The following is a 10,302-nucleotide window of genomic DNA, read 5'->3' as shown; positions in this document are numbered from 1 at the left end:
CCGCGATCCGTTCCGCGATCGCCTCGGGGGCCTCGATGTGCAGGAAGTGACCGACGTCGGGGACGACCTCCATCGCGTGCGGGGCGGCGAACCGATGCCGGTCATCGACCTGCGGGGGAAGGAAGCAGCCGTCGTCGGCACCGTAGAGCTGCAGCAGGGGCACCGTGATCGGCTGAGCCAGGCGGCGCGTCGCCCCGATCATGCCGGGTCGCAGCATCGCCCGGTAGTACTTCAGAGGCGCGGGCATGCTCACCCGCAGGTGCTCGTGCAGCTCTGCCTGCAGAGCTGGATCGAGCGAGAGGTTGGGCGACCACTGACGCCAGAGGCGGTCGATGAAGGCGAGATCGCGGGCGGAGGCCAGCCAGCCGCTTCCCGGCAGTTGAAAGAGCCCCATGTACCAGATCCGGCGTAGCTGAGCCAGGCGCGGCCGGCTCAGCAACGTGACTGGGTGGGGGACTGCGAGCGTGACCGCGCGTTCGATCCGCTCCGGCGCGGTGACGCTGGCACTGTAGGTGAGCAGGGCGCCCCAGTCGTGGCCGACCAACTCCACGGCTCGCCCGGGAGACCAGCGGTCGATCAGCGCGAGCACGTCGCTGGTGAGGGATGCGAAGTCGAACGGCCCCGCGGTCGGGGACGGCGCGTAACCGCGAAGCCAGGGTGCGAGCACGTGACGTCCGCGGCGGCCGAGCTCGGCGAGGAAGGGCTTCGCGGTCGGCGGATGGTCCGGGAAGCCGTGCAGGACGAGCGTCGGTCGACCATCGGGATCACCACCCTGCAGCGCGTGAAAGGTGCCGTGTGGCAGGTCGAAGGTGACGTGTTCGAACTCCATGTGTGTCAGCCTTTTCCAAGAGCGGCCGGACGACAGATGCCGATGCCGGCTTCGGTGTCGCTGGTTTTGGACATGTGCGTCTCCTCGGGCGCCGGGTGTACTGCGGGGTCAGCCGGTCAGTCGGTTGAGCTTGCGGATCTGGCTGTCGAAGGCGCGCGAGGGCACGATCCGGCGCAGGATGCTGACGCGTCTGGCCATCGGGCCGGCGGGGTACCGGAGCTTGGGCTTGGAATCGGTGGCGGCCGCGACGATCACCTTCGCGACAACGTCCGGGTGGTCGGCGGTGCGCAGGGCTGTGGCCAGCACGTCTCGGGCGATCTCCCGCTGTGCGGCGTAGACCGGCAGGGGCGAGTCGGGTGCCAGGCTGCTCGCCTCGAAACTCGTGCTTGTGTAGGCCGGCTCGACCAGCAGCATTCGCACGCCGTGCTCGCGAAGCTCGTGGTCGACGGACTCGGCGTAGCCCTCGACCGCATGCTTGGTGGCGGCGTAGACGGCCATGAAGGGCCCTGGGACCCGACCTTGCATCGAGGCGACGTTGACCACGCGGCCACTGCCCTGGGCGCGCATGTGGGGCAGCACTGCGTTTGTCATCCGCATCAGGCCGAAGACGTTGATGTCGAAGACCTGCTTGGCCTGGTCGATCGAGCTCTCCTCGCCGGCGCCGACCGCGCCCACGCCTGCGTTGTTGACCAGGACGTCGATCCGGCCGAACCGATCGATCACCTCCCCGACCAGGGAGCGGACCGACTCGTCGCCGGCCACGTCGAGATCGAGGAACGTCACCCCGGCGAGCGGCCTGGCGTTCGCCGCGTTGCGGCTCGTGCCGACCACCGCGAAGCCGGCGTCCACGAGGGCGAGCGCCGCCGCCCGCCCGATCCCGGAGGAGGTGCCCGTCACGAGGGCCACTGGGTGAGCTGTCTGCATGGTGGTTCCTTCGGTTGTGGGCATGACTTCGTCGTGCGCTGTGCGGGGTCGCCCGCGCTGAGGCCGACACGGTCCGTACCGGTCCTGCAAGCCCGGACCAAGCCTGTCCGGCAAGCTCAGGACAGTTGTGTACTGAACAGTCAGGAACCTAGGCGGTTCTGTACTGACTTGTCAAGAAGGGTGGGTCGGCTTTACCTTCGGTGTATGGCGAGACCACGAAGCTTCGACCGCGACCACGTCCTCCATGCCGCCGAGCGGCAGTTCCGCGCCTCGGGCTACAACGGCACGAGCGTCGACGACATCAGCTCCGCCACCGGCCTGGGCCGCGGCAGCCTCTATGCCGCGTTCGACGGCAAGCACGGCGTGCTGCTGCAGGCGATGACCGGCTACTTCGCCCGGCTGGGGCAGGGTCCGCCGAAGATGCTCGCCGGACCGGACGAGGGCGCCCTGGAACGACTGCACGCATACTTGCTCCGCGCCGTCCACGGAGTGCCACTCGCCCCCGACGTACCCCCCGCCTCTGACCGGGCGGCGGCGGCCTGCTTCGCCGCCAAGATGGCCCTGGAGGTCGGCGCCTCCGACGCCGAGGTGAAACGCCTGGCCCACGACTGCTTCTCCGTGGTCAGGACGGCGGTGGCCGAGTGTGTGCGGGCGGCGCAGCGCAACGGCGACATCGACCCCGACGCGGATCCCGACGACCTTGCGTACCTTCTGCTGACCGTCATCCGCGGCAGCGATGTCGTAGGCGCGTACGGCCACAGTCCCGCCCGCCTGACGTCGATAGCGGAGAGCGCGTTCGCGTTGTTGCCTCGCCCGAGCCACCGCTGAGAAGGGCAGGGCCGGCCTCGTTGCACAGGCATCTGATGCGGTCGGCCCACTTCGACGCCGCGGAGGCACGGCCCGAAGGTTTACGCGCCGCCGTGACCTCGTGTGCCGGCGCGTGCTGTGGTGTTCCGGGGGTATGCGGGGTGGGCACTGCTCGGCGCTTCGGACGTGAGGCGGTTCCATGGATGCTGCTGCCCAAAATGAGCGCCAGGACCCGCTTGCCGACCGTCTGATCAGGACCGGTGCCGCGTTCCAGGGCGGCGCGGAGATCGCCGAGGCCCGTGCCATGGCCCGCGACTTCCTCGCCACGGTGCAGGCCGTGCGGGCTGCCGGTGTCGGAGCGGGCGATGGGCATGGCGCAGCTGGTCGTCAGCGAGCCGGTCACCAACGCCCGCAAGTACGCGACCGGCCCGTGCCTGCTGGACCTGGAGATCGTTGAGGGCGCCGTCCAGATCAGCGTGTGGGACAGCAGCACCACGCTGGCGTCCATCCAGGCGGCCGACCCGGAACGGGTCGGGCAGCACGGAGCCCGGCCGGGAGATCGCTATGGCGGTGTCCCGGACGTTCTGTGTCCAGCGGGAACCGGTAGGCAAGCCTAGGCCCCAAGAATCACACCGACCACCGGAACACCCGCGCAGAGAGTCGGCCGACGTGAAGGGGGCCCGGCTTCACGCGCCATGGTCGACAAAGATCTGTCAGGCGGCCAGAGCCACCAGCGGCACCGCGGCTGCCTCCTACGGCGAGAGCGAGGCCGGCTCGGGCGCGACATCGTCCTGGTCGATCGCGATGAACTCCACGAAGCCCCCCACCCGCAGGGCGCGCGGGCGGGCGTAGACCTCGTCGCCGACTTCGAGGCCGCGTACGGCGGAGCCGACTCGCGTCACGACGCCGGCCAGGTCGTGGCCGAGTACGAACGGGCGCTTGTACTTGAGGAGTTGCTTGAACTCCCCGTTGCGGACCATCTTGTCCAGCGGGTTGATGCTGGCGGCGCTCACCCTGACCAGGACGTCACGGTCTGCGACGGTGGGCTCGGGTACGCTGCAGCGCGGGCGCCGTCCTTGCCGTACCGGTGCCGGAGGCCTCGGGTCGACGGTCATCCAACTCGCCAAACACCTGGGCGCCACGGTGGCGACGACCGCGAACGCCGCGACCGCGGAACTGGTCTGGCCGTCAGCGTCGTCGGCCCGCCGGACGCCGCCTTCGCCAAGCAGCTTGGCGCGCCGACGTCGGGGGTGCGCGCTGCCATGTGCGCCAGTGCCGCTGTCGAGTACCAGGAGTACCTGGCGGCCGGGCCGCGGCCGCCGGGCAGGCCGGTGAGCTGGAGACGCGCGGACTGCAATGGCCACGACGCGCGGAAACGGAAGCTGTCGCCGACGGCAGGGATCGGCGAGGTGCGGCTACTTGACCCGGTGGCAGACCTTGGGATGATGTGCGTGATCCTCATGGCTGAGTGTGCCGCGCTCGCGTATCGTCCCCCGGGTGACTGACGCGACCGTGGCCGACCGGACCGCCATCCCCGGCAGCGTTCTCGCCGAGTTGGCCGACGCCTTCGGCGTCGGAGAGGTGCGGGAACCCCGCCACCTCGCCGACGGGCTGATGAACGTGAACTGGAAGGTGGACACTCCGGCCGGGGCGTTCGCCCTCAAGCGGGTCACCGACGTCTCCCTTGACCGGTTGAGCCGCAACCTCGGCATCCTGGGCGCACTCGGTGAAGACAGCATCCCGGTCAGCGCTCCGGTCACGACCACCACAGGTTCCCTGGTCGCTGAGGTTGAGGGCGGCGTCTGGTGCCTGTTCCCGTGGGCCGCAGGTGCTCACGTCCGCGGCATCGACCTCAGCCTGACTGAGGCGGCCTCGCTGGGCGCCCACCTGGGGCGCCTGCACCTGAGCCTGGACCGGGTCTGCGATAGGGGTCTGCTGCCTGCCGTGCCCGATACGGTTTCGGCGGATGTCACGCTGCCGGAGAGGGCTGTGGAGAAGTCCCACCGGCTGTCCGAGGCTGTAGTCGCCAGAGGGATCGGCAGTGCCTTCGACGCGGCGGTTTCCGCTGCTCTCGATCACCGTCGGGCACTGATCACCAAGCACGCTCATCTCCGTCCGCAGCACGGGACCCCCGCGGGTTCCCATGGGTGGACACACGGTGACTTCCAGTACCGGAACTTGCTGTGGGAGGGCGAGGAGCTGGTCGCCGTCCTGGACTGGGACCGGGTCGGTGTGCGGCCGTACGCGGAAGAGGTCGTGCGGACGGCGCAGGTGCAGTTCGGGGTGGACGGGGTGTTCGACCTCGCCCGTGTCTCGGCGTTCGTCCGCGGCTACCGGACCGTGATGCCGTTGGACGTCACCGCGCTCGTGGACAGTGCCCGCAGGCTGTGGTGGAAGCGGATGACGGACTTCTGGCAGCTGGAGTTCCACTACGACCGCGGTGACTACTCCTGCGATGAGCTGTTCGCCGCTGACGAGGCGCTGCTGCACTGGTGGACCGACCGGCTCGATCAGGTTGAGGACGCGTTAGCCGCAGGGTAGATCCCGAGGGCCTGGAGGTCCGGCAGACGCGGCCGGGCAAGACGTGCCGCCTGCCGTCGTGCTTGCCCTCCGAGAGCCTCGTGGTCGGTGGTGCGGATCGCGTCCGCCCACGCCTGGGTCTCTGCCGTGTGAGGCAGGACGATTCCGGTGTTGCCGATGGCTTCGGGTATGCCGCCCCGGTCGGTGCCAATGGTCACGGTCCCGTGCAGCGCGGCTTCGATGATGACCCGGGGGAACGCGTCCTCCACCGTGGACGGCACCAGCAGAAGGCGGTGACTGCGGTAGAAGGGGTTCATGTCATAGACCCGCGGGACGAAGGTCACGTTGGGGTATGCGGCGAACTGGTCGGCGGTGTTCCACCAGCCTTCGACCAGGGTGAAATGCTGTTCCGGCATGACGCGGATGAGATGGTGCAGGAGGCCGGAGCCCTTGGCGGGGATCGGGTTGACCATGAGCACCGACCTGGTGCGCGGCACGTGGTGGCTCGGCGGGGGTGGTGCGAAGGGCGGGTGGAGGACGGCGAGACGGGTTCCGTCGGTCTGCGGTGCCCGGCGGCGGACGAATTCGGAGACGGCCAGGCCGTAGTGCGGCTGGCCGGCGAGGACTCCAAGCCCGGTCTTTGATACGGAGTGCAAGATGCCCGCGACGAGTGCGGCGGGCCGGGCTTGGGCGGCAAGGTCCGCCGCGCCCTCCTGTGACGTGAATACGACGTCGGGACGCAGCTTCGACAGCAGGCTGTCGAGGGCGGACGCAGTCCGTTGCTGCGGTACGGCGATGCAGTCCACCCCGTTCCATCGGTAGCGCAGTTCGCCCTGCGTCGCCGCATGGTGGGTGTGGTGGGCGTCGAGGAAGGCCCGTAGCTGTGGCAGCTGTGTGGCTTGGTCCCAGGGCGCTTGGTGGGAGCCGAGATAGACGGTCTGCCAGCCGGCTGCGGCGAGCTCCTCGGCGAGGAGTTGCTGGCTGACCTCGGCCCCGCCGATGAAGAGCGGGGGTGGGGTGCGCCGCCACGCGAAGAGGGCTGTGGGCATCGGCCGGTCACCTCGTCCAGAACGTGACGAGGGCCTCCACCACATGGGCGACGTCGGTCAGACCGGTGTCGGCGGGGATGACGGTCACCTCCCGCGAGACCGGCGGTTGCGCTCGTGAGACGAAGTAGTCCCGGGCATGGGCGAGGAACTCTGGATCGTGGAGGAAGTAGTCGGACTCGACTGCCGTATGCCCGGCCGTTTTGCGGCGCAGGGTCAGTACTTCGGCGGGTACGTCGAGGTAGAGGGTGTGGTGGGGGCGGAGGAACGGGAGCTCCTGGAGTCGGTCGCGGAGCTGGTGGTGGACGTCGTAACCGAACAGGGCGTCGAGGGCGTGGCCGTGGGCAAGGAGGGTGTCGACGGAGCGGTCGAGGATTGCTACGGGCTTGGCGCTGGCGAGTGCCGCACGGACCCGGGCGTTTTCGATGGCCATGAACTTCTCGAATGCGGCGAGTTGTGCGGCTGCGGAGTCGGTGCGGGCCGGGGGGATGTCGTCGCGGTGCGCGATGTGCCTGATGTAGCAGCCGGACACGTATGCCCGTCCCTCGATGCCGCAGTTGCGCAGGTGCTGTATCGCGGTGGACTTCCCCGCGTACGAGGGTCCTTCGAGGGCGATGATCTTCACGGGGACTCCGTCCGGTAGAAGCGTTCCGTGTAGGTTCCGGTGCCGGCCGGGAGGTCGGCGGCGGTGGCCCAGGCGTGCCGGATAGGCCGGTACATCTTCCGGGCGGGGTGCATCTGGGAGCCGTGCATCCGCAGGACGGTGGTCTTGTCGAGGATCACGTCGGTGATGTCGACCAGTTCGGTGGCCATGGTCGGGCCGGTGCGGGCACGGAAGAGGCGCTGGTCGCATCCGGCGAGCGCGTAGGTGGACCAGAACGCAAGGTCTTCCCAGAACCACCGGCATCCGAGGCGGACCGCGGCCTCGTGCACGAGGAGGTGGTCGGGGTGCCGGGTGACGGCGGCCGGGGCGAGGAGTTCGGCGTCGGGATGGGCGTCGACGACCTCGCGGAGTTCGTCGGTGATCTGTTCCAGACGGTCTGGGCTGTAGGGCCGGTACGGCGGGTCGGCGTCCTTGTGGCCGAGGAGGACCCGGTTGGCGCCGAGCGGAGCGAGTGCGGCGGCGCCTTCCCGGTTGCGCAGGTCGGACACGGCGGCCTCGGTGGTGTAGGCGTCCTCCAAGGCCGGGTGGACGCTGGTGGAGCGGGTGAACACCGTGGCCACTGTGAGCCGGCGGGGGTGGGCGAGGAAGGTTCCGGAGGCCGACAGAGCGAAGTCGTCGTGGTGCGGTTCGATGGCGAGGACGGGGCGGCCGGACGGGTGGCGCCGCTCGATGAAGTAGGGGCGGCCGTCGTGCGGGGCCATCAGCTCGATGACGTGATGGTCGTGGGAGCGGTGGCGTTTGACGAGGTGGTCGGTCCACTCCTGGTGGGCGCGGAGGAGGTCGTCGGGGAAGGTGTAGATCCCTTCCGCGTCCGGCACTGGCAGGGCCACGGTCATGGGAGGCTCCTGGCTCATCGGACGGTGCTCTCGTACCAGTGGCGCCACATGCGCGCGGAGCCGAGCCGCATTCGGGCGGTCACGGGGTTCTGCCACCACAGCATCCGGAGGCTGGACCACTGGTCGTAGCGGCGGGTGGAGGGGCGTACGCGCAACTCGTCCAGGATCGCGACTGGGGCGGCGGTGGCACGCCCATGGGCCGTCAGGCGGGTGAAGAAGTCGACGTCCTCGCTCATGAACAGGTCGTCGCGATACCCGCCCACCTCCTCGAAGGCCGCGGCGGTGACGAACTGGGCGACACCCTGCGCGCCGCCATGGGCGGTGCGGTAGTGGTCCCAGTACGCGCACAGCAGTCGCGCCCCGAGCCTCTTAGGGGTGTAGAGGGGCGGGATGGCGCCGCCGACCGCCCCTGCGTCCATCGCCGCTGCCGCGGCGGTGACCGCTTCCACGGGCAGGGCGACGTCGGCGTCCGTGAAGAACAGCCGCCGACTGCCGGTAGCGGCTGCGCCGCTGTTGCGGACCCGGCCGATGCTGCGGACGCTTTCGCTGATGACGCGGGCGCCGAAGGAGGCAGCCATGTCGGCGGTGGCGTCGGTGGAGGCGTTGTCGACCACGATCACCTCCCCCTGCTGGCCGCTCGTCTCCTCCCATCGGGAGAGGGAGGCGAGAACGGTGGGGAGGTAGTGGGGCAGGTAGGCGGCTTCGTTGTGGGCAGGGATGACAACTGCCAGTCCTGGTCCGGTCATCAGGAAGTCCTCTCTGTGCGTTGTGTGCGGAACAGGTGGGGTGTCTGGTGGGTGAGGTCGGCCAGGCGGAGCGACCACAGCGCTTGGTCCTCACCGGGGGCGGCATAGGCCCAGCAGCGGACAGTGATCAAGACCACCCATGCCGACAGGCGGGCGTTGTCCAGGGCGAGGGAGTATCGGCTGGTGAGCGCTTCGCGGTCGCACGGTGTGTGGGCGGCGGTCATGACGAGGGCATGGGCGACGTCCGACTCCCGCCGGCCGGGGCCGGCGTCGGTGAAATCGACCAGATGGCGCGTGTCCTGGGAGCCGGAAAGGACGACGTTGTCGAAGTGGAGGTCCCCGTGGCACCACACCGTCGGTGCCGTGTCGGGGGTGTCGGCGATGAGAGCGAGCGCGGGGGCGATCCGATCGAGCAGTTCGGACGGGCAGCGGCCGGTCAGTGCGGAGACGGCGTCGATGAACGGCCGTCGTGGCACCGACCGCATGACGGGCGCCCGGTGCAGGCGGCCGAGGAGGCCGCCAAGGTCCTGGAGCGCCTGAGAGCGGGGGATACGGCCGGCACGTACGGCGGTGCCCAGGGTGCAGGAGCCGAGGTCGGAGAGGATGAGCGCGGTGGCGTCTTCATCCGAGGCGGTGCCACTGCCGAGCATCTCCGGGACGGGCACGGCCGCCGCAGCCGCGCGGATCGCTGTCGCTTCGGTGAGCGCGTTGCGGCGGGCGGTGGGCGCGTACAGCTTCACGATCACGCTCCGGCCGTCGCGAAGGCGGGCCCGGTATACGGCGGTGCGGGAACCTGTCTTCAGGCGCTCTGCAGTCCGGGCAGGCGTGCCGAGAAGCGTGGCGCAGGCGCGGGAGACCATCGGAGGGGGCGTGCTCATCGAAGCCCCACGGGTTCGGGGTGGGCGGCGCCCAGTGCGCGGGTGTGTCGCAGGGCGCGCCGCAGGAGGGCGCGGTACTCCCGGACGTCGTCCGTGGGCGGGCAGGCCGTCTGCCACGGCTTCTCCGGGCCCACGAAGTGGACGAGGGCTGCGGCCGGATCGGGGCGCAGGGGGCGGGTGACGACGCGGCGCACCCAGTTGCCGCGTTCGAGGTAGCGGTGGACTTCGAATCGGTTGTAGCCGGCGTCGACCGGGCGGACGCGGCCGGTGCGCAGGAGCCACAGGTTCAGGGCGTCCTGGTCGTTGTGGAGGATGTGCCGACGCTGCCGGATCAGGGCATGTACGACGCCGCGCCGGATGGCGGGGAGGTCGGTGGTGTGGGCCCACAGCAGACCGGCGTTGTAGTAGGGGCGCCCCTTGAGGTGCGGCCAGCATTCCGCGGCGCCGGGCAGGGCCGGGCATTCACCGACGGCCGGGTTGAACTCGTCGGGTACAGCGCCGAGTTCACCGGGGTTGAGGGCGTTGAGCGGCGTGGTCAGGTCGCCGCGAACGAGGGTGTCGGCGTCCACGTAGATCAGATACGGGCGTCGGACGAACGCCGCCGTGAACTCGAACCGCAGGTAGGTGGTGACGGTGATGTACGAGGCGTCGGCCATCCGCGAGACGCGCAGCGGGGCGCGGTGGGCGAGGTCGAAGGAGCCGAAGCCGGCCCGCTTGGCGAGATCGGAGAGGAGCAGCGCGTGGTTAGGAGCGAGGTCGAGAGTGAGGACGCGCAGCGCAGCAGTCCTGCGGGCGTTGGGGGTGAGGCTGTCCGCCAGGCCAGTGATCATGGCGAGGCCGGGGGTGAGGTAGTGCCGGTCGATGCAGAGGCCGAACGCGTACACGGCGGGTCCGCCTTCCGGTCGTAGAGTGGTGCGCCCCGCGGCTGCTCGACGTGTCCAGAGGTGCTTAGCCGCGGGGCGGTGCGGGGAGGCCGCCGGTGATGAGGGACGAGGGGACCCAGCGATGTGGTCGGCCATGGGGAAAGACGCCGCCTCGTGGGCCCACGAGGC

11 protein-coding genes and 2 pseudogenes are annotated in these 10,302 nt (G+C 69.9%); 4 read left to right on the top strand and 9 right to left on the bottom strand.

Going from position 1 to position 10,302, the window contains the following annotated elements:
* On the bottom strand, positions 1-829 hold an 829-nt coding region (locus tag ABZS97_RS41560), incomplete at its 3' end, for an alpha/beta hydrolase (protein ID WP_356148143.1).
* A 108-nt stretch (positions 830-937) separates the two neighbouring features.
* Positions 938-1,753, bottom strand: a complete 816-nt coding sequence (locus ABZS97_RS41555; RefSeq protein ID WP_356148140.1) for an oxidoreductase — start codon at positions 1,751-1,753, stop codon at positions 938-940.
* Positions 1,754-1,957: 204 nt separating this feature from the next.
* Between ABZS97_RS41555 and ABZS97_RS41550 the strand changes: the two genes are divergently transcribed.
* Positions 1,958-2,581, top strand: coding sequence for a TetR/AcrR family transcriptional regulator (locus ABZS97_RS41550; protein WP_356148137.1), 624 nt, complete (start codon positions 1,958-1,960; stop codon positions 2,579-2,581).
* A 344-nt stretch (positions 2,582-2,925) separates the two neighbouring features.
* Complete coding sequence (locus ABZS97_RS41545; protein WP_356148134.1) at positions 2,926-3,177, top strand: hypothetical protein; 252 nt, start codon at positions 2,926-2,928, stop codon at positions 3,175-3,177.
* A gap of 138 nt (positions 3,178-3,315) precedes the next feature.
* Here ABZS97_RS41545 and ABZS97_RS41540 read toward each other — a convergent pair.
* Positions 3,316-3,647: pseudogene (locus ABZS97_RS41540) on the bottom strand (alcohol dehydrogenase catalytic domain-containing protein); the annotation flags it as partial.
* On the opposite strand from ABZS97_RS41540, the pseudogene ABZS97_RS41535 reads away from it, so the two are divergent.
* Together ABZS97_RS41535 and ABZS97_RS41530 are read left to right on the top strand one after the other, a co-directional pair.
* Positions 3,647-3,804 (top strand): annotated as a pseudogene (locus ABZS97_RS41535) (NADP-dependent oxidoreductase); the annotation flags it as partial. The pseudogenes ABZS97_RS41540 and ABZS97_RS41535 sit on opposite strands and share 1 nt — an antisense overlap.
* 253 nt (positions 3,805-4,057) lie before the next feature.
* Positions 4,058-5,101, top strand: a complete 1,044-nt coding sequence (locus ABZS97_RS41530) for a phosphotransferase (protein WP_356148129.1) — start codon at positions 4,058-4,060, stop codon at positions 5,099-5,101.
* On the opposite strand, the gene ABZS97_RS41525 is transcribed toward ABZS97_RS41530, so the two are convergent.
* From ABZS97_RS41525 to ABZS97_RS41500, 6 genes are read right to left on the bottom strand one after another with little or no spacing between them, the layout of a single operon-like run.
* A complete protein-coding gene (locus ABZS97_RS41525; RefSeq protein ID WP_356148126.1) occupies positions 5,071-6,129 on the bottom strand; it encodes a glycosyltransferase in 1,059 nt (352 codons plus the stop codon). The genes ABZS97_RS41530 and ABZS97_RS41525 overlap by 31 nt on opposite strands.
* Before the next feature lie 7 nt (positions 6,130-6,136).
* Positions 6,137-6,751: a hypothetical protein gene (locus ABZS97_RS41520; RefSeq protein WP_356148124.1), complete on the bottom strand. Its 615-nt coding sequence runs from the start codon at positions 6,749-6,751 to the stop codon at positions 6,137-6,139.
* The gene (locus ABZS97_RS41515) at positions 6,748-7,626 is read right to left on the bottom strand and encodes a PIG-L family deacetylase (protein WP_356148121.1); all 879 of its coding nucleotides are present in this window, start codon (positions 7,624-7,626) and stop codon (positions 6,748-6,750) included. The genes ABZS97_RS41520 and ABZS97_RS41515 overlap by 4 nt, the downstream gene beginning before the upstream one ends.
* A gap of 14 nt (positions 7,627-7,640) precedes the next feature.
* Positions 7,641-8,372 (bottom strand): glycosyltransferase, encoded by a 732-nt coding sequence (locus ABZS97_RS41510; protein WP_356148118.1) that lies wholly within the window; start codon positions 8,370-8,372, stop codon positions 7,641-7,643.
* A complete protein-coding gene (locus tag ABZS97_RS41505) occupies positions 8,372-9,250 on the bottom strand; it encodes an aminoglycoside phosphotransferase family protein (RefSeq protein ID WP_356148115.1) in 879 nt (292 codons plus the stop codon). Before ABZS97_RS41505 ends, ABZS97_RS41510 begins: the two co-directional genes overlap by 1 nt.
* The gene (locus ABZS97_RS41500) at positions 9,247-10,134 is read right to left on the bottom strand and encodes a glycosyltransferase (RefSeq protein ID WP_356148112.1); all 888 of its coding nucleotides are present in this window, start codon (positions 10,132-10,134) and stop codon (positions 9,247-9,249) included. Before ABZS97_RS41500 ends, ABZS97_RS41505 begins: the two co-directional genes overlap by 4 nt.
* Positions 10,135-10,302: the final 168 nt, after the last annotated feature.

It is taken from the genome of Streptomyces sp. NPDC005485 (assembly GCF_040606085.1).
In the GTDB taxonomy this organism is placed as follows: Bacteria; Actinomycetota; Actinomycetes; order Streptomycetales; family Streptomycetaceae; genus Streptomyces.
Note: the sequence above shows the minus strand (reverse complement) of the source record. Positions and strands in the feature narration are given on the sequence as shown.

Coding starts and splice junctions, on each gene's coding strand:
- ABZS97_RS41505 (WP_356148115.1), bottom strand. CDS start 9,250: ATGAGCACGCCCCCTCCGATGGTCTCCCGCGCCTGCGCCACGCTTCTC.
- ABZS97_RS41545 (WP_356148134.1), top strand. CDS start 2,926: ATGGGCATGGCGCAGCTGGTCGTCAGCGAGCCGGTCACCAACGCCCGC.
- ABZS97_RS41515 (WP_356148121.1), bottom strand. CDS start 7,626: ATGACCGTGGCCCTGCCAGTGCCGGACGCGGAAGGGATCTACACCTTC.
- ABZS97_RS41550 (WP_356148137.1), top strand. CDS start 1,958: ATGGCGAGACCACGAAGCTTCGACCGCGACCACGTCCTCCATGCCGCC.
- ABZS97_RS41555 (WP_356148140.1), bottom strand. CDS start 1,753: ATGCAGACAGCTCACCCAGTGGCCCTCGTGACGGGCACCTCCTCCGGG.
- ABZS97_RS41510 (WP_356148118.1), bottom strand. CDS start 8,372: ATGACCGGACCAGGACTGGCAGTTGTCATCCCTGCCCACAACGAAGCC.
- ABZS97_RS41525 (WP_356148126.1), bottom strand. CDS start 6,129: ATGCCCACAGCCCTCTTCGCGTGGCGGCGCACCCCACCCCCGCTCTTC.